At 57.9% G+C, this 19,654-nt stretch carries 13 protein-coding genes; 8 read left to right on the forward strand and 5 right to left on the reverse strand.

The features are described from left to right. Window positions 1-98 precede the first annotated feature (98 nt). Window positions 99-1,181, forward strand: coding sequence for a Gfo/Idh/MocA family protein (locus OVA03_RS15065; protein WP_267525852.1), 1,083 nt, complete (start codon window positions 99-101; stop codon window positions 1,179-1,181). 307 nt (window positions 1,182-1,488) lie between these two features. Here OVA03_RS15065 and OVA03_RS15070 read toward each other — a convergent pair whose 3' ends face one another. Beyond that, entirely contained in the window at window positions 1,489-2,469 is a 981-nt protein-coding gene (locus tag OVA03_RS15070) for an alpha/beta hydrolase fold domain-containing protein (protein ID WP_267525853.1), read from the reverse strand. A 94-nt stretch (window positions 2,470-2,563) separates the two neighbouring features. Between OVA03_RS15070 and OVA03_RS15075 the strand changes: the two genes are divergently transcribed. Further along, on the forward strand, window positions 2,564-3,373 hold the full coding sequence (locus tag OVA03_RS15075; protein ID WP_267525854.1) for an AraC family transcriptional regulator: 810 nt from the start codon (window positions 2,564-2,566) through the stop codon (window positions 3,371-3,373). An 8-nt stretch (window positions 3,374-3,381) separates the two neighbouring features. Here OVA03_RS15075 and OVA03_RS15080 read toward each other — a convergent pair whose 3' ends face one another. From OVA03_RS15080 to OVA03_RS15090, 3 genes are read right to left on the reverse strand one after another with little or no spacing between them, the layout of a single operon-like run. Next, window positions 3,382-4,008, reverse strand: coding sequence for an FMN-binding negative transcriptional regulator (locus tag OVA03_RS15080; RefSeq protein ID WP_267525855.1), 627 nt, complete (start codon window positions 4,006-4,008; stop codon window positions 3,382-3,384). Next, complete coding sequence (locus OVA03_RS15085) at window positions 4,005-6,149, reverse strand: S9 family peptidase (RefSeq protein WP_267525856.1); 2,145 nt, start codon at window positions 6,147-6,149, stop codon at window positions 4,005-4,007. Before OVA03_RS15085 ends, OVA03_RS15080 begins: the two co-directional genes overlap by 4 nt. Window positions 6,150-6,178: 29 nt before the next feature. Continuing rightward, complete coding sequence (locus OVA03_RS15090; protein ID WP_267525857.1) at window positions 6,179-8,413, reverse strand: TonB-dependent receptor; 2,235 nt, start codon at window positions 8,411-8,413, stop codon at window positions 6,179-6,181. Window positions 8,414-8,654: 241 nt separating this feature from the next. Between OVA03_RS15090 and OVA03_RS15095 the strand changes: the two genes are divergently transcribed. From OVA03_RS15095 to OVA03_RS15115, 5 genes are all read left to right on the forward strand, one after another. Next, the gene (locus tag OVA03_RS15095) at window positions 8,655-9,662 is read left to right on the forward strand and encodes a histone deacetylase family protein (protein WP_267525858.1); all 1,008 of its coding nucleotides are present in this window, start codon (window positions 8,655-8,657) and stop codon (window positions 9,660-9,662) included. Between the two features lie 83 nt (window positions 9,663-9,745). Beyond that, window positions 9,746-10,324, forward strand: coding sequence for an RNA polymerase sigma factor (locus OVA03_RS15100; RefSeq protein WP_267525859.1), 579 nt, complete (start codon window positions 9,746-9,748; stop codon window positions 10,322-10,324). Beyond that, window positions 10,321-11,283, forward strand: coding sequence for a FecR family protein (locus OVA03_RS15105; protein WP_267525860.1), 963 nt, complete (start codon window positions 10,321-10,323; stop codon window positions 11,281-11,283). Before OVA03_RS15100 ends, OVA03_RS15105 begins: the two co-directional genes overlap by 4 nt. 129 nt (window positions 11,284-11,412) lie before the next feature. After that, window positions 11,413-14,574: a TonB-dependent receptor gene (locus OVA03_RS15110; RefSeq protein WP_267525861.1), complete on the forward strand. Its 3,162-nt coding sequence runs from the start codon at window positions 11,413-11,415 to the stop codon at window positions 14,572-14,574. A gap of 67 nt (window positions 14,575-14,641) precedes the next feature. After that, the gene (locus OVA03_RS15115) at window positions 14,642-16,033 is read left to right on the forward strand and encodes a purple acid phosphatase family protein (protein ID WP_267525862.1); all 1,392 of its coding nucleotides are present in this window, start codon (window positions 14,642-14,644) and stop codon (window positions 16,031-16,033) included. A 108-nt stretch (window positions 16,034-16,141) separates the two neighbouring features. Here OVA03_RS15115 and OVA03_RS15120 read toward each other — a convergent pair whose 3' ends face one another. Beyond that, entirely contained in the window at window positions 16,142-16,627 is a 486-nt protein-coding gene (locus tag OVA03_RS15120; protein ID WP_267525863.1) for an Lrp/AsnC family transcriptional regulator, read from the reverse strand. Window positions 16,628-16,813: 186 nt separating this feature from the next. Between OVA03_RS15120 and OVA03_RS15125 the strand changes: the two genes are divergently transcribed. Beyond that, on the forward strand, window positions 16,814-19,624 hold the full coding sequence (locus OVA03_RS15125) for a TonB-dependent receptor plug domain-containing protein (protein ID WP_267525864.1): 2,811 nt from the start codon (window positions 16,814-16,816) through the stop codon (window positions 19,622-19,624). Window positions 19,625-19,654: the final 30 nt, after the last annotated feature.

The raw sequence follows: 19,654 nt of genomic DNA on the forward strand, positions 1-19,654 counted from the left end.
TTGAAGCTGGGGCTGCGGCTGCGGCCTCTTTAGCCCTCGCACAGAGTACCAGCGCCGCAACGGCTCCACGCGTTGTAGGACAGCCAATGCCGGGGGGCGTGGCGTTGCCGAAGACGCCGCCCCGTGCGCCCCGTGCAGACAGTGTCGGCTTTGCGATCGTCGGTCTGGGCGACTATGCGCTTAACCAGATGATGCCGCGCTTTGAGCAGTCGCCGCGAAGCCACATTGCGGCGATCGTTTCCGGTAATCCAGGTAAGTTGCGCAGTGTCGGTGAGGCTTACGGCGTACCGGAAGATGCGCGGTACAGCTACGACGACTTCGACCGGATTGCCAAGGATAAGCGGGTGGATGCTGTCTACATCGTCCTGCCGACCGGACTGCACGCCGAATGGACCGAGAAAGCCTTCGCCGTCGGCAAGCACGTCCTATGCGAGAAGCCGATGGCGCTATCGAGCGCGGAATGTTCGCGGATGATTGCCGCAAGCGAGCGCGCCAAACGTAAGCTGATGATCGCCTATCGCTGTCATTTCGAGCCTCACAACCTTCTGGCCATGGACCTGATGGCGCAGAAAGCTCTGGGGCCGCTGCGCATAATTCGCTCTGATCAGGAATATCGAATGGGGCCCGTCACGCCCGCACAAAACTGGCGGCTCAATCGGGCGCTGGCCGGTGGCGGCCCGCTTGAAGATTTTGGGCTTTACGGACTTCAGGCGGCGCTCTACCTCACTCAGGAGATGCCCGAACTCATTACCGCTTCAGCCTTCCGGCCGGAAAACGATGCGCGGTTTACCGAAGTTTTTGCCCATGTCGGCACCCATATGCGCTTCCCCTCCGGCGCTGTAGCGCAGTTGTCGACGTCTTACGACGCTGCCGGGGCTAATATCATCTACGCCCGAGGCACAACCGGCAAGCTCATTATGGACCCGGCTATAGGTTATAGTGGTCACAAGATGCGCCTTGAGCAAGCGGGCCAGCCAGACCGAGACCTGACACCCGGCGACCCGGACGTGCAGTTTGCGCGACAACTCGATCATTTCGTCGCCGCCATCCGCGACAATAGCCCGATCAAGACGCCCGGCGAGCTGGGGCTTCGCGACGTGCGGCTTATTGAGGCAATCTATGCCTCCGCCGAGACGGGCCGCAACGTCTGGCTCAATCCTGACGGTACTATGCGTACCTAAACGTACGCTGTTTCCTCAACCGGCGTGACCCGCGTTGTGCCGCCTATACCGATCATAGCCCCTGCCGGAAGACACAATCGTTGCCAATGGTTGCATATTCGTGGATGACGATGCCATGTTGATGGCCGATTTTAAAACGGCGGCCGATTTGTATTTGTAATACATTTCAATGCCTTAGTGATTGAGAACGTGCCGGAATATTAGCAATGGGTAGTTTGATACCACGTCATGACTGACCGACTTAGCAATATGGAAATGTCTCAATCATTTTTATTGTCACGGTTCCCCTCACGTCCATAGTTCATGTCTATAGGGTCAAAATCTTAAATAGCCACTGCGCGCCGTCTGTCAGAGCTTGCTCGGCCAAAGGGGCGATGGAGACGGCCTCAAGGAAGCTGTGGGACGCACCGGCATAGATGACGGTTTGGGTATCGACCCCGGCGGTGGTCATTTTTTCCGCCAGTTTCAGACTTTGGCGGCTTAGGACATCGCACTGGGCCACCGCGAAAAAAGCTGGCGGCAGGCCGGTCATGTCACCGCGCATGGGTACTACCAGCGGGTTCTGGCGCTCGGCGTCGCTGTTGAGATAATTGTCCCAGAACATGACCATTTCTTCGGCGGTCAGCATATAGCCGTCGCCGCCGTAGCGCTTAACGTCCTCCGGCGCGCATACGTCATCAAAGGCACCGTAATTGAGCACCAGACCTTTGAGCAGATCGCCTTGGCCTTGATCGCGCAGGCTCAAAGCCGCCGCCACCGACATATTGCCGCCGACCGAATCCCCGCCGATGGCGATGCGGTTCGCATCGATATTCAAGGTTTCCGCATGGTCGCGCACCCAGTGAAGGGTGGCGAGGACTTCGTTTAGTGCCACCGGAAAGCGGGCGGCGGGGGCATGGCTGTAATCGACGCCGATGACCACAAAACCGCCCCGGGCCGCATATTCGCGCATCAGCCGGTCGTGGGTGTTGATCGAAAACAGCATCCAGCCGCCGCCGTGAACATAGATCAGAACCGGCTTTGGGGTATCTGACGGCAGCAGGGGATCATGCAGACGCACGCGCACCTCGCCGTAAGGTGTCGGTACGCTATGTTCCTCAGTGCGGGCCATGACGGGGCCGCCTTTGACCCACGGTTCGCGCACCGCTTCGGCCACGGCACGGATCTCTGCGGGCGACAGGGCCTCAAACGGCGGATGCTGGTGATAGGCCTCAGACGTGATGGCGATAAAGCGCGCAATATCCGGGTCTAAATCGGCCCCTGCCAAGGTCAATGTCTGCGCCGTCATATCGTCTGCTTTCCGTGAACTGAAGGTATATTTGCAATGAAGTGTGTCTGGCGCGCTATAGAAAATAGCGCGAAAATCGTCTAATTTGGGCCATATGGTTCTCAAGGCATTACGCAGCACCCACGGCGAAGATTATCAGCACGTCAACCGCCCGATTGCGATACTGATTGACGAGTATCCGACAGGGTTTGTCGATCCGCCCCACGCCCACGAACGCGCCCAGCTTTTGTACGCCACCGAAGGCGTGATGACGGTCATCACCGATGCGGTCAGCTTCACCATCCCGCCCCAGCGTGGGGTGTGGATGCCGGCCGGTGTGCGTCACGAAGCCCATTGTCGTGGTCATGTGTCCTTAAAAACCCTTTATGTCGCCTCTGAAACCGATCCGCGTTTGCCGACCCGGTGCCAGAGCCTGAAGATTTCCCCGTTGCTCAGGGAACTGATTATCGAAGCCAGCCACCTGCCGATCGAATATGCCCTGACCGGACGTGACGCACGGATCATGGAACTGATCCTGGATGAGATTGCCGAAGCGGTTGAACATCCGGTGTCGGCGCTCAATGTGCCCATGCCGTCTGATCCGCGTCTGGTGCGCATCTGCCGGGCGATCATGGATGACCCCTCAAGCGAAGATGACCTCGATCACTGGGCCGATATCGCCTGCATGGGTCGCCGTACCTTTACCCGTGCCTTTCGCCGTGAAACCGGCGTCAGCTTTTCCGAGTGGCGCCAGCAGGTCCGGCTGGCCGAAGCCATCTCCATGCTGTCGCAGGGCAAGTCGGTTACCTCGGTGGCCTATGATGTCGGCTACAACAGTCCGTCGGCCTTTACCGCCATGTTTCAGCGCGCGTTTGGCGCCTCGCCCAGCCAGTATTTTGACCCGAAAGGCCAGCCCAGAAGCTAGGCGCGCCGTTAACCGCGACCGGGGTTATAGACACGCATATGCTGCATCAGGTCGTGCTCTCCTTCCTCAGTTAGTCCGTTCAGAATATCAGTGAATACGTCGTCGCGCTCATCCTGCCCCAGCTTGAAGGCGGCGTTTTGGGAAACGATATCGGCGCGAAAGCCGATGATGCCGCGCGCCAGCCGGTGAGCGCGTTCGCCCATCTCGGCCATCGACCAGCCATTCGGGCGACCCGCTTCCATTGCGACAATCAGGTCATTAAGATCGGCTTCGATCCCGTCAGCATCTTCGATAAATGTCAGGTCGCATTCAAACGCCGCTGACATGTAGTTCCAGGTCGAGGCCTGAGTGCGGTCAGCCATCCATGACGGCGACACATAGGCGTGCGGGCCCATAAACAGGATCAGGGCGCGCGAGTGCGCTTTGAGCCGTTCGACCTGCGGGTTTGAACGCGCAAAGTGACCGGCAAACGCCACCAGCTTACCCTCAGCATCCAGGCGCGGACGAAGCGGCAGGGGCGTGGCCCCGTACCCGCTGCCCGCCGATACGATCCAGGCGAACGTGTGGGCTTCGATCAGGCTTAGGATATCCGCATCACTGCGCGGCGCGTACTTAGGTGGTTTCGGATCCATCATGCGTCGTACACACTCAGTTGCGCGAAGGCCCAGAAGGTCGCCATCTGGGCATAGATATCCGACAGGCCTGATGCGCTCTGGTGACCGGCGGTCATGTTGACCTTGAACAGGATTGGCTTATCCGAGGTCGTGTGGACACGCAGGTTGGCGACCCACTTGGCGGCTTCCCAGTAACTCACGCGGTCATCGCGCACGCCGGCGGTCGCCAGCACCATCGGATAGGCGGCTTTGCGGACATTCTCATAGGGTGAGATCGCGGCGATATAGTCATAGGCGACCGGATCAGTCAGCGGATCACCCCAGTCCGGTCGGAACGCAGGCACCAGCGGGTGGGTGTCATCCGACATGGTGTTGAGCATATCGACAAATGGCACCTGCGCGATCACCCCGGCATAAAGATCGGGTCGCAGGTTCATGGCCCCGCCGACCAGCAGCCCGCCCGCCGACAGGCCATAGGCGACGATTTTACGTTTGCGGGTATATTTGTGTTTGATCAGATAGTCGGCGCAGGCGTTGAAATCGGTAAAGCTGTTGGCCTTTTTGAAGCGCCGTCCGTTCAGGAACCAGTTACGGCCTTTTTCTGATCCGCCGCGCACATGGGCAATAGCGTAGATAAAGCCCTCGTTCACCAGGGCCAGCGCAGGGATGGAAAACTCGGCTTCTGACGACAGGCCGTAGGCGCCATAGCCATAGATCAGCAGCGGTGACTGACCGTTCAGCTTGGTGCCTGTCCGCATCAGCACCGTCAGGGGTACGGTCTCACCATCGGGGGCCGGGGCCATCAGGCGGCGCACCTCATATTTTTCCGGGTCGAAATTGGCGATGGTCTGGCGCGTCACTACGGTATGGGTGCCGGTCGCCATATCATAATCTATATGGTGCGGCGGCGTACGCGGCGACTGATAGATCAGACGCACGGTGTGGCCGTAAAAGACCTGACCGTCGGCCACCGTGACATCATAGGCCGGTTCATCGAACGCGACCTGCGCGGTCTTACCATCCTTTGACATCACCACGATCTCAAGCTTGCCGTCCCGGCGCTGGCGGATGACCAAATGATCCTTAAACGGCGTGACGCTGAGGATGTGGGTGCCGGCGGCGTAAGGTCGGAAAGCTTGCCAATCACTGGCCGACTGACCGGGCAGGGCGGTCATCAGCTTGCCATCGACCGCGCCGTCGGCATCGGTTGTGATGACCAGTTTGCCGTTCCAGTCGCACACTTCGTAGTGCAGTCCAACGTTACGCGCCTGCATAAGTTGCGGCGCGGCCGTCGGCGCATCTGCCGGGATCAGCCGCCATTCATCGACATCGGGGCCGGAAATGTGAATGAAGTTATAGGCATCCGACGCCATCCGCCCGATGGACACAAACAGGGCCGGGTCTTTTTCTTCGTAAATGAGCGTTTGCACCACCGGCCCGCGGGCATTGGCGCGGTAGACCTTGGCCGGGCGGCCATATGGATCGCGCCAGATCCAGAACACCCACTGCGAGTCGGCGGATACCGTCAAACCCGACCAGCCATAGCCGTCTTCCCACGACCGGATCTCACCGGTTTTGAGGTCATGGACACAGATGCGGTGGCGGTCGGAACCTTTCAGGTCTTCGGCCCAGACGAACAGGCTATGGTCGGGGGAGATTTGGGCTTCGATGACGCGGTAATAGCTCTGGCCGCGTGACCGGGCCTGTTCATCCAGCAGAACCTGCTCATCGCCGCCGCCTGCGGGTTTGCGGGCGTGGACCAGATGATCTTCGCCGGGGCGGACATAGGTGTAGTAAATAAATCCGCCTTTGGGTGCGGACGGTACCGGGTCAGACGCCGCCGTCATGGCCATCATGTTGACGGCAAAGGTGCCTTCCCACGCCTGAGCCGCGATCATCACCTGATCGGCATAAGCGTTTTCGGCGTTCAGATGGGCTTCGATCTCAGGATCGAGTGGACGCTCACCTTTCAGAAAAGCGCTGTAATTCGGGTCGCGCAGCCAGGCGTAGTTGTCGGTACGCACCCGCCCAAGCTGCTCGATCCGTTTGGGTCTCACGGCGGGTATGGGCGGGGTAAGTGTCCCCGCCTGAGCCGCGAACGCAGGTAGACCCGACATGAACGCGGCAGCAGACGCCGATACTAAAAACTGTCGCCGGTTCATGTCGGTTATCCTTACGCTATCTAACTAAATTAATACGCCCACGACAGCGAGACGCCAACCGTGCGCGGACGCACGATACCGTCGCCGATGCCGTTGATCTCGGCGACGGTGCGGGTAACGCCCCGCTCATCAGAGATATTATTGGCAAAGACCGCAACCGTGGTCTTGCCCAGGGTGGCACGCAGGCGGGCATTGATCAGGTTATAATCGCCCTGAAGGTTCGGCGTCGCTCCCGGAATGGAGGAGTTCATGTCGCTATAGCCTTCAGACACAAACTGATGGGTCAGCATCAGCACCGGGTTATAGTTGCCACCAAAGCGGTAGGTGGCGGTATTGGCGGCCGTCCATTCCGACGATCCGGCCAGACGCGAGCCCTTGGGGGCCGTACCTGACCACAGGATAAACAGGTCTTCGGTCAGGACGGCATCGGTATAGGTGATGGCGGTCGACAGATCGAGGTTTTCGGTCGGCCGGAAGGTAATCGAGGTTTCCACGCCTTGCGACTTGGCCGAGCCGCCATTGGCCGCATAGTTGAAGAAGTCCGGCGTTTGCAGGCGAAGCTGAATGTCCTGCCAGTCGACGTAGAACAGGGTCGCATCAACCAGTAACTTATTGCCCAGCCAGTTCGACCGCATACCCAGCTCAAAATTGACCAGTTCGTCCGAGGTCGAACCCGACGGGATCGGGAAGGCGCTTAAGCCCGCCGTATTAGGCGTGCCAAAGCGGAAGCCCTTAGAGACCAGACCATAGACCATCAGATCGTCAGACGGCTTATAGGTCAGCGACGCCTTGGGCGAGAAGCCTTCCTCGGTCGTTTTCGACGTCACCGGCGTGGATGGCGGGGCGCCGTAAACGCCAAAACCGGCCGAGCTTGGCGTATCGGACACGGTCGTCTTGAACAGACGGCCTCCGAAGGTCAGCTTCCATTTCGGCGCGAAATAGTAGTTAGCTTCCCCGAACAGGGCGGTCTCGGAGCCTTCGACGCGGCTAAAGAAGGCGTTAAAGATGTCGTCATTAGGCGCGATGACGGCACCTGACCCCGGCCCGAACAGCGGCGAAGCGTCAAACTGCGCGGCCGCCCCAACCGAGCCCAGTTGCTCATAAAGGTCTTTGTCCGAGCGGAAGTAGCTGGCCCCGATCAGCCATTCAAAGGTATCGCTGGGCGCGGACGCCAGACGGGTTTCAATCGAGCGACCCTCACTGCGACCACCGCTTTGGATATAGAGCGGATTGGTCAGGTTCAGGCCCAGATCGGCATTATAGACGGCGCGCAGGCCGTCGAAATCGAACTGCCAGTCCTGTGCCTTTTTCTGGTAGGAGGCCAGACCCGTAAAGGTCGCCCAGCCCAGATCATGATCAACGCGAAGGCTGTGGATCTGAATGTCGGTATTGACGGGTTCTTCGATAGCGGTCGAGCGCTTAAGGTCGCCCAGAGCCGGAAGCTGATAGGACGAATCCTCGGCATCAATGGTCTGGAACAGACTTAACCAGGTGACGGTGGTATCCGTGGTCGGCGTAAAGGTCAATGACACCCGCCCGCCAGACGTCGTGATGTCGTTGGAACCGTCCTTGCCCAGACCGATATTGTCGAGGTAGCCCGACTGCTTATCGTAATTGCCGACGATGCGGATGGCCAGCTTATCGTCGATGATCGGGATATTGGTCATGGCCTTAAGGCCGGGGCTTAAGTCCGCGTTTTCGGTCTGCGACAGGGTGGCTTCGATAGCCGCGTCATAGCCGCTGGTGTTGGCCGTATTGACGATATAGTTGACCGCACCACCCAGAGAGGCCGCGCCAAACAGGGAACCTTGCGGGCCGCGCAGCACTTCGACGCGGTTGACATCAAATGTGTCAATATCGGGCACGGCGATGGTCCAGCCGGGCTCAGTCAGCGGCACGTCATTGAGGAAATAGCCGGTGGTGCCTTGGCCTTGCGCGTTGCCGGAAGTGGTGGCAATGCCGCGCAGGGTGACGTGGGAGACGCCCGGCAGGTATTTGTTAAACGTCACGCCCGGTACGCGGCCGATATAGTCCTCAAGGCTCTGGGCGCCGAGGGCTTTGAGTTCATCGGAGCCGACCGCACTGACCGAACCTGAGACCGCTCTCACGCGCTCAGAGCGCTTGGAGGCGGTGACGATCACTTCAACGGTCTCTTCAGCGGTGGTGGTCTCCTGAGCCATTGCGGCGACGGGCATGATAAACGCGGCGGTGGCTAACGACGCGCCGGCTAATAGATATGTTTTTAAGTCACTCAGTCTTTTCATGATGTATCCCCTACATGAAACCCCGCGGAGGACAGCCCCGCCGGTCTGTAACGCCTTTAAACCCCTATGCGGTGCGACCGCGTCTTAAGAGCGCCTGTGACAACTGTATGACGGGGTTATGAACCTGACTTAGCATGTGGGGCCAATTATTAACGCAAATGGGCCACGGCATAAGGTCGTGGTTTTCTGTGGTAAAAAGGCGCGTTACTAATATCAGGCGCTTTAATTTCAGGGTTTAGTCATGATCTGCATCCATTCACCCGCAAGTCTGGGTCAGAACCCGCAAAGCTTTTTCCGGCATGGTAATCTGCGCGATCATCCCGAAACGTCCGAACGCTACCGCATATTGCTGGGGGCTATCCAGGGCCATGAGATCATTGAGGCCCGCGATCATGGCACCAACCCGATCCGAGCGGTGCATAATGATGACTATGTTGATTTTCTGATGACCGCGTGGGGTAGGCGGTCTGAACTGGTGGGTATTACGGATCAGCTTGTCGCCACCCAGTTTCCGCGTGTCGGTATGAATGCGAGACCCGCCGGATTGCAGGGGCAGTTGGGCTACTATCTGGGCGACACCTCAACCTCGATCCGTGAGGATACGTGGAGCGCCATTGCGGGCTCGGCCCACGCAGCGGTCGATGCGGCGGACTATGCGCTCAAGGCCGGTAAAGCCTATGCCCTGTGCCGTCCGCCGGGGCATCATGCCTATAGCGGCTACGGCAGCGGGTTTTGTTATCTGAACAATGCCGCTATCGCCGCCCAAAGGCTGCGCGAGGCGGGCGAAACCGTCGCCGTGCTAGACATCGATGTTCACCACGGCAACGGCACCCAAGGGGTGTTCTATGAGCGCGATGACGTTTTGACCGTCTCGGTCCACGCCGAAACCTCAGCCTATTTCCCGTTCTATTCCGGCTATGAGGCCGAAACAGGAACCGGCGCGGGGGAGGGGTTCAATATCAATCTGGCGCTGGATCATGGTCTGGGCGATGAGCCGTGGCTGGCCGCGATTGCGCGCGGGCTTGACGCGATTAGCGCCTATGGGGCCACGGCGCTTGTGGTGTCGCTGGGGCTTGATGCCTCAGAGCATGACCCGATCGGGGTGCTCAAAGTCACGACCGCAGGCTTTGAGCAGGCGGGCGCATTGATCGCCTTAGCCGGCCTTCCGATGGCGATCATTCAGGAAGGCGGCTATATCTGCGAGGCCCTGTCGCATAATCTGGCGGCGTTTCTGGCCGGGGCGGATTAGGCGCGCATTTATTATGTCGGGTTTTGGCTAGCTTGTGCATCATCTCATGAGTCTGTCACAAAAGGCGGCTAAAGCGAGGCGGTGTGAGTATTGGCTGGAGACGCGGCGTGGAGCCTCAGCGGCATGACGATGAATGGGCGGCCATCCGCCTGATTGTGCGCCGTTATGCCCTAAGCCGCACCCGCCAGCCTGATCTGGCGGATGATATTGCGCAGCAAGCGGTGCTGAACGCCATTGAATATCAGCAAAATCATATTGTTATCAGTCTTCACGCTTTGGCGTTTCGCATCGCGGATAACCTGATCAAGGGCCATTACCGCAGGCTTAAACCCATTTCGGACATCAGTGAAATTGATGGCATGGCTTGCGCACGTCCCTTGCCGGATCGGATCACCGAGGATCGCGCCGAAACGCGGGCCATGCTGGAGGCGCTGAACAAGATGCCGCCGCTCAGGCGTGATGTGTTTATGCGTCGCCGTCTTGATGGCCAAAGCTGCGAAGATATCGGCCGGGCCCTTAATCTTAACCCGAAGGCGATCGAAAAGCATATTACGCGGGCGCTGGTCGATCTGCATGCCGCGCGCCGCAAATGGCGAGAGGTTGAGACGCCCGACAAAACTATAAAACCGGATAACGATATAGCAGAAGGGTGGGCGTCATGATCAGGGTTGTGAACGAGCCAAACCTTTTGTCGGTTGAAGATGAGGCCGCGGCCTGGGTTGTGGCCATGATGGCGGAGACTGTGCAGGCCCATACTGAACGTCAGTTTGAACTGTGGATCAAGGCGCACCCCGACCATGCGCAGGCCTATGCTGACATGTGCGCCACCTGGCATGCGGCCCCGGTTGAAGACGCCCTGACGGTTAAGCGACAGCAGTGTACATCGCGCCGGTTTATGGGTGTGGTGGTGGGTGGGGCGCTGGCCGCCTGTCTGGTGCTGGGGTTTGTGGGGTTAAATACGAAAACCCTGTCCCTCACCGGGTCTGCAAAACCCCAATATAGCGCCAGTCTTATGACCGGGCCGGGTGACATTCAGGACGTGGCCTTACCCGATGGCACCCGCATCGCCTTAAGTGGTAATTCAGCGCTTACCGTGCGTTTTGACCGCGGCGTAAGGCAGGTTAATCTGACGCGCGGTGAGGCCTTTTTTGATGTCGCCCATGAGGCAAACAGGCCGTTTCAGATCGCGGCCAATGCGGCTCAGGTTGTAGTGCTGGGCACGGCGTTTAACATCGATTTGCCGGACGATAAGGCGACGGAAATCTCAGTTTATCGCGGCAAGGTGCAGGTTGAAGCGGGCGGGCAGGTCAATCGGCTGAGCGTCGGCCAAAAGCTGATCAGCCGTGGCAGCGGGGTCGTGCGTGAAACTTTTGAAGCCTCTGAGGCACCTGACTGGCGTGAAGGCTGGTATGAAGCCGAGGACGTGCCGCTTAAGCGCCTGATCGCTGAAGTTAACCGTTTCTCGAAAATTCCGGTTGAGATTGGTGACCCGGATCTGGCTAAAAAGATGGTGTCTGGGCGGTTTAAAGTGTCGGATCCGGCGCTGGTGCTGAACGGTCTGACGCAGGTATATGGGGTGCGCGCCACTCAGGAAAATAAGGTCATTGTACTGACGAATTAGACCTAAGTGTAGAAAATGTGTCTGATTTCATTCACAAAACATTCATAATAATATTTGTCGGGAACCGGGGCCCGTTCGCATCTCCCCTAGGCGAGGCCGATGGGGGCCGCGTTTACCGGAGATTTAAACGTGACGACGAAATTCAGACTTGTGCAGGGACTTTCCGTGCTGGCGCTTATGGCTGGGGGTATGGCCGCGCCGCTGATGGTTCAGGCTCAAACCCAGGCCACCGCCACCCAATCCTACAAAATTGCCCCAAAGGACGTGTCCTCGGCGCTTAAGGATTTTTCCAAGGCGACCGGCCTTCAGGTCATGGCCGACCCTGCTCTGATGCGCGGTAAGCGCTCCGGCGGCGTGTCGGGGTCACTGACCGCGCGTGAGGCCCTGACCCAACTGCTGAAGGGTACGGGCTTAAGCGCCGATATCTCCGGCGGTTCGGTGGTGGTGCGCACCCAAGGTACTGCCCCGGCGGTTCAAAGTGCTGTGTCGCCCGCCACGGATGAAGTGATCGAGACGGTCGTGGTGCGCGGTTATGCCTCCGCCATGCTCGATTCCCTCAATGACAAGCGCAAGAACAAGAACATTTCTGACCGCGTCAGCGCCGACGACATGGGCAATCTGCCGGTTGAAAACGTCGCGGAAGCCTTGGCCAAGGTGCCCGGCGTCAATGCGGTGCGCGACAGCCGTACCGGCGAAGGCGACCGCATCACTGTGCGCGGCCTGTCGACTGAACTTAACAACTACACCATGAACGGCGTGAAAATGTCGGGCGCCGGCTCACGCGATGCCAATTTTTACCGCGGTGTGCGCCTAAGTTTCCTGCCGCCCGAAGGCATTTCAGGCATTACGGTTCATAAAACCATCCTGCCAAACATGGACGGCGACGCCCTGGGCGGCACGGTGGAAATCGACACCCCAACGGCCTTTAACTATAAGGGCACCCATTTCGGCATCGCGCTGCAAGGGGCGGTGATGGATAAGTTCGATAACCCGACCTCATCAAAGGCCGCGATCTCGTTTGGCAAGAAATTCAATGACCGTCTGGGCCTGTTTGTGACAGCGTCCTATGCCAAGCGCGAAACCCAGTTTGAGGAAAACGGTGGTGACGGCGACAGCCAGCCGCGTACCTGGTATTCCGATCCGGAAACCCTGGATGCCGATCTGAATGACTTTGTGTTCCGCGGGATGCAGATCGCCACCGGCACGACTGAGATTGAGCGCAAAGGCATCAACTCATCGCTGGACTGGCGCGGGGATGACCATGATTTCCACCTGCGCGGCACCTATAACGAATATAAGGAAAAGGAATTTTCCAACCGCCTGAACTTCCGCAATGATACGTCAAAAAACTCGACCCGCCTGTCTCAAGTCGATAAGTCCGATACCTCGCTGATTTCGCCTGCCGATGCCATCATTGGCACGGATAGTCGCGGCAATATCTATAGCTATACCACCGCGCAGATCGTTGATCGCGACAAGGATGGGGTCATAACCGACAAGGATAAATCAACCAAGTCGCTCTACAGCCTTGATGGCGGCTCCGGCACCTGGGACCCGCAGGGTTTCCGTCTGCGCCGTTTCTGGGAAGGCAGCTATTCGACCGGTCTGTTGAGCTCGCTCAATTTTGGGGGCAAGAGCCGGTTCGGTAAGTTGACCGTCGATTACGACCTGTCGGTATCAACCTCCGAAGATGTCATGGACGGCGGCTATGAGCTTGAGTTCCGTACGGACAAGTATGGCTGGTTGGGCAATAAGGGCGTTGATGTCGATTCCTCCGGTGACAGCCGCTATCCGAAATGGGTGCTTAATGAGGCGGGCCTTAAGGGCGTGCAGGACCCGGCCAACTTCAACTTCTCAGGCCTTGAGGCTGAGGTGTCGTCCTCAACCGAAAACCTGAAGCAGGCGCAGATCAACTTTACCTATGAGTTCGATCACGAATGGCTGCGCAACGTCAAGACCGGCGGTAAATACTATAAGTCCGAGCGTGAAAAGTTCGAGGGCTCGTTCCTTGATCTGTCGCGCACCGGCACCATGGCCGATTTTGAGGATTTCTTCGGCACGCCGGTCGACAGCCTGTTTGATGGTCAATATAGCGGCGATCACCGCTTAGGTGTGGTGCTGGATGATGACCGCATGCTGTCGGAACTGGCTCTGGCCAATCAGGGCAAGAGCACGTTTTTCAATGGTACGGCGCTGAACCCTGACGATGCTGAAATTTCTGACGAAGACAGCTTCCAGTTCGATGAGAAGGTCACGGCCGCCTATGTGATGGGCGAGGCGCAGTTTGGTCAGCTTCAGGTCATCGCCGGCGCGCGGGTCGAGACCACCAACAATACCGTCATCGCCTATACCTTTGATGCGGTGCGCGGCAACGAATATCAGGAAACGACCAGCAAGTTCACCAATGTCCTGCCCTCAATTCATGCCACCTATCATATTCGCCCTGATCTGTTTCTGCGCGGGGCAATCTGGACCAGCTTTGCCCGCCCCGATATCGCCCGCATGAGTTCGGCGCGCGAATATGGCTACATCCAGGATCCTGATGGTGACGGCAAAAACAACCCGACTTCGGAATGGCTGCTGGCGAGCATCAGCCAGGGTAACCCTGATCTGAAGCCAATGGAGGCCGTCAATTACGACGTGTCGCTGGAATGGTATCGCGGCAAGTCTGGTGCCTATGCGATCGCGGCCTATTACAAGGATATCGAGAACTTCCTGTTCCGCTCGTCATCCTCCAATATCCGCAACGGTACGGTCGGTGAAAACGAAGACCCGAACGGCGTCGTCATCTCTATGCCGAACAACGGGAAAAAGGCCACGGTTCAGGGCATCGAGATCAGCGCCCGTCAGATCTTTGACTGGCTGCCATCACCGCTGGATGGTTTTGGTATCGGCTTTAACGGCACCTTCCAGACCTCGGAAGCGGTTACCGGCTTAAGCTGGCATCCGGAAGGCTACACGCTGCCGCTGATGGAGACGCCGGAGCGGGTCTATAACCTTGAACTGTTCTACGAAAAATACGGCTGGGAAGGCTATATCGCCGCCAACCATCAGTCCGAAATGCTCAGCGGCATTCAGGATTTTGGCAACAACCCTTATGAGCAGGACTATACTTTTGTGGACATGAAAATCCGCAAAGACCTGACCAAAAAGGCCAAGGTCAGCCTCAATGTCCAGAATATGTTCGACGAACACACCTACTGGATTTCCTACGGCCCGACCGAAGCGTCCAGCCGCGCGTTCATCAAGAATGGCCGCACGATCTCACTTAGCTTCAACTACGTTTACTAATCTCTGTAACGGCGGAACCTCCTGGTCATCCAGGGGTTCCGCCTTTTGCTTTTTAAAGGCGGCTTCCATGACCTCATCTGCAAAATATCTGGCGGCGCGGGCCCTGCTGACGGCGGCGGGGCTGGCCATCAGCGTGCTGGCCACGGCACAGACCGCACCGGCGCCCACCGTGCCGCCATTGGTTGCAGCAACCGTTGAGCCGGAACGGATTATCCTCAATCTCACCGGCGACCCGCAGCATGAAATGGCCATCACCTGGCGCTCGGCAACAGGATCGGCTCCGGGCAAGGTGCAGTTTGCGGTCTCGGAACCCGGACCGAACTTTGTCGCCCGCGCAACCGAAGTGGCCGCAAAAACCGAGGCCCTGACGCTGGATGTGCAGGAGCAGGCGGGCTTTCAGGCGACCTATAATTCGGTGGTGCTGACCGGGCTGAAGCCCGCCACCCGCTATGTCTACCGCGTCGGTGATGGCACCCACTGGTCGGAATGGTTCCAGTTTTCAACGGCGGGCAAGGCCGGTGACAAGTTCACCTTCATCTATCTGGGTGACGCCCAGAACAATGTCAAAGAGCACTGGTCGCGAGTATTGCGCGAAGCCCTGCGCGAAGACGGCAAAGCGTCGTTCATGCTCCATGCCGGTGACCTGATCAACCGCCACGCCAGCGACCGCGAATGGGGCGAATGGTTCTCAGCCGGTGGCTTTATCCATGCGCAGACCCCGTCGATCATGACGCCGGGCAATCACGAATATGGCCGCCCGATTGATGATACCGGCGCGCGGTTGTCGCCTCAGTGGCGGGCGCAATATACCCTGCCGGAAAATGGCCCTGAAGGTCGCGCCAAGCTCAAAGAAACGGCATTCTACGTCGATTATCAGGGCGTGCGGGTGATTTCGATTGATGCGCCGCTGCTGCATGGTGATGAAGCCGAGCGGGCCGCACAGGTTCAGTGGCTTGATAAGATTCTGGCCAATAACCCGAATACCTGGACGGTTATCAGCCTGCATTTTCCGCTCTATTCGTCTGAGCCTGATCGCGATAATCCACGCGTGCGTGAAGCCCTTAAGCCGCTGATCGACAAATACAAAGTTGATTTGCTGCTGCAAGGCCATGACCACGGCTATGCGCGCGGGGCCGCTCCCACGGCGCGGTCAAAGCAAAACCCGAAAGACGATGCCACCGTCTATGTGGTCTCGGTCGCCGGGCCTAAGATGTATGCCGTCTCAGATCTTGCGTGGGCCGACCGTAAGGCTTCACAGACCCAGTTGTTTCAGGTTCTGACAGTCGAGGGCAAAAGCCTGAACTATAAGGCCTTCACCGCCAATGGTGAGCTTTATGACGCCTTTTCGCTGACCAAGGACGCCAAGGGTCGCAAGACGCGCAAAGATCTTAAACCGGCAACCCCTGAACTATGGGTGCCGGGCAAAAAACCACCGAAAAATGGCGACCTGTCGCAATAAATCACCCAAATAGCCATCTAACCCGCACCCTTAGAGCAAGGTCCGATCACGTCGATCCGGACTTTGCTCTAAGGGTGCGACTGATTGCTGGGACGCGCTTTCCACAGGCTACCCATGAAATATTATCGGCGGAGTTGTCAGGTTTCTGACTTCGCGCATAACGAAGCTGCTTCTGATCTTGGCAACGTGGGGCAGGGTCGACAGTTCGCGACGATAGATCGAGTCGTAGGTCTCAAACGAGGCCACGTTCAGGATCATAATAAAGTCGGTATCTCCGGAAACAAAACTACAGAAAGACATGGATGGACTTCTGAGAACGGCCTGTTCAAAATCATTCAAAGCGTGTTCTGCCTGAGAAGACAGTTCAATAGAAACTATCACAATAATGCTTAGACCCAGCGTTTTGTAATTAAGGTTGACCGTGTAGCCTGAAATTATGCCGGACTCTTCTAATATTTTACGGCGACGGGCCACCGCTGTACTTGACAGATTAAGTCGCTCACCCAGGGCGACATCCGACATGCGCCCGTCTTCGGTCAATTGTCGCAAGATTTTGTAATCTGTAGCATCAAGCCGCTTAGTGTCGAAATTCATCAAAAAATCCCCATTTTGGTTCTGATTTCAAATCACATGCTCATAAATAGGCTGAAATTTCCGAGATATTCAACCCGTCGTCATGTTAACGTCACATTTACAAAGTTCTGCGGTGCGTTTTTGCCGGCCTAAGCTTCATAAATCTTACAGGAGGAAACCACACTTCGACACATAAGGGGATTTAGTATGTCGAAAACAAGGTTTCCAAAGTTACTAGCCGCTACATCATTATTTGCACTTGCCACCTGCCACTCCGTCTGGGCGCAGGAAGCCCCCGCGCCAGCACCAGATCCCGAAGCGGAGGCGGTGGAGGAAGTCGTGGTCACCGGCTCGCGCGTTGTGCGAAACGGCTTTGCCGCGCCGACCCCAGTCAACGTGCTGGGCAAGGAAGAAATCAAGGCCGAAGCCCCCGCCAATATCGCCGATTTCGTCAACACCTTGCCATCGGTTAAGGGCAGTGCGACGGCGTCCAACTCATCGGGGGCCTTGTCGAACGGGCAGGCGGGCATCAGTGCGCTGAACCTGCGCGCTCTGGGTACGGGCCGCACGCTGGTTCTGTTTGACGGGCAGCGTTCGGTGATTTCGTCCGCCACCGGCCTTGTCGACACCAATACCTTTCCGCAGTCGCTGATTGAGCGCGTCGAAGTGGTGACCGGCGGGGCCTCTTCGGCCTATGGTTCCGATGCCATCGGCGGGGTGGTCAACTTCATCCTTGATAAGAAATATACCGGCTTCAAGACGACGGCTGAGTACGGCGAAACCGCCGAAGGCGATGCCGAAAACTGGAAGCTGAACGCCACCTATGGCGCAGGCTTTGCCGATGATCGCGGCCATTTCCTGCTGAGCTATGAAAAGGCCAAGCAGGAAGGGGTTCACTACACCGCGCGCGACTGGGCCAAAAAAGGCTATTACTCGATGCGCAATCCTAATACCGCCGCGGGACAGCCCTATTATATCGTCTCCGACGGTATTGGTCTGTCTAGCCTGACGCCGGGCGGACTGATCACGGCGGGACCGCTCAAGGGCACCTATTTCGGCGAAGGCGGTTCTGTCAACCAACTGACCTACGGCGCATCATCGGGCCAGTGGATGCTGGGCGGGGACGGGGCATATTCAACATCGGGCATGATCGGCACCAACAGTCTGGTGGCTGGTGATGACCGCGACAGCCTCTTTACCCGTCTGAGCTATGAGGTCACACCGTATCTGAACGTGTTCGCTCAGGCGTCCTACGCTAAATATGAAGGCCTGAGCTACTACATCCAGCCGACCACGACGGGCGTCACGATCCGCTCAGACAATGCCTATCTGCCCGCATCGGTCCGCACGGCCATGACCAACGCAGGGGTAACCTCCTTTGTTATGGGCACCAGCAATGCCGATATGCCCGCGTCGGGCAGCACTATGGAGCGCGAGACTCAGCGTTATGTGGTCGGTGCTGACGGCACTTTTGATGCGCTCGGCTTAGGCTTTAAGTGGGACAGCTATTATCAGATGGGCATCACCGACACGGTCGAAGCCCTGACCGATACCTATAATACCGCCCTTCTGACCTTGGCGACCGATGCGGTCTTCCGCCCCGGTACGACCGAAATCGTGTGCCGTTCGACCCTGACCAATCCGACCAATGGCTGCGTGCCGATCAACCGCTTTGGTATCGGTGTAGCCAGTGCCGAGGCGCTTGATTATGTGCTGGGCACGCCGACCCGTAAGCAGCGCTTTGAGCAGGACGTGGCGGCGTTCAATTTCTCGACCAGCGACATCATGGGCTGGGCCGGGCCGATCTCTCTGGCCTTCGGGGCGGAGTGGCGTCGTGAGGCGATGGACGGCTTTGTGCCGCCGCAGTATCAAAGCGGCTGGAAGTACGGCAATTTCAAGGTCTCGACCGGTTCCTATGAGGTGGCCGAAGCCTATGTCGAAGCCGTGGTGCCAATGTTCAAGGGCTTTGATCTGAACGCCGCCTTCCGCTATGCCGACTATTCCACCTCTGGCGCGGCCCGTCCGTGGAAGGTCGGCTTCACCTACGCGCCGATCGAGGATATCAAGCTGCGCTACACCATGTCGCGCGATATCCGTGCGCCGAACCTGTCGGAACTTTATGACTCCGGCACGGCCCGTTCCAACTCGGTCGCCATCAACGGTACGTCGGTGGCCTTTGTGCAGAACCTTCAGGGCTCGACCTTGGTCAAGCCCGAAGTCGCCGATGGGGTCGGTGTGGGTATCGTGGTCCGTCCGCGCTTTTGGCCTGGTTTTGAGGCTTCGGTCGATTATTATGACATCGAGGTCGAAGGCGTCATCAGCTTTGTCACCGCCCAGCAGGTCGCGGACTATTGTAACATCAACGGTATCCAGAGCTACTGCAACAACATGATCTATAGCGGCGGGACGCTTCAGACCATCAACCTTTATTATGATAACCTCAACCGTATGCTGGCGCGGGGTATGGATATCGAAGCCTCCTACCGCTTCAATCTGGCCGATGTCTATTCCAAGGCCAGCGGGTCTTTAATCCTGCGCGGTATGGCGACCCACTACATCACCAATATCACCGATGATGGTGTGACCGCCGTTGATTTTGCCGGTTCCAACTCCGGATCAACGCCGAATTGGGTGTACCGCGTGACCGCGCTTTATAAGCTCGATCCGTGGACGATCAATCTGACGGCGCGCGGGGTCTCCGACGGGGTTCTGTCTAACGCCTATACCGAATGCACCAGCGGTTGCCCGGCCAGCGTCGCCCCTTACTACACCATCAACGATAATTCCGTTGACGGGGCAGTCTATTTCGATGTGGCGATCAACCGCGTCATCGAGATCGGTGGCGTTAAGGCGGAGGGCTATTTCACCGTCAAAAACATTATGGATAAGGACCCGGTGCTGTTGTCCAACCCTTCCAACCTGGGTGCCGAAAACACGCCAGCCTATCTGCAAACCAACCGGGGGCTCTATGATGTCATGGGCCGCGTCTACCGCGTTGGCCTGCGGATGGAGTTCTAGTCCGGTTAATGCCCTGTCGTCCCCACGGCA

The sequence above is a fragment of the Asticcacaulis sp. SL142 genome (assembly GCF_026625745.1).
In the GTDB taxonomy this organism is placed as follows: Bacteria; Pseudomonadota; Alphaproteobacteria; order Caulobacterales; family Caulobacteraceae; genus Asticcacaulis.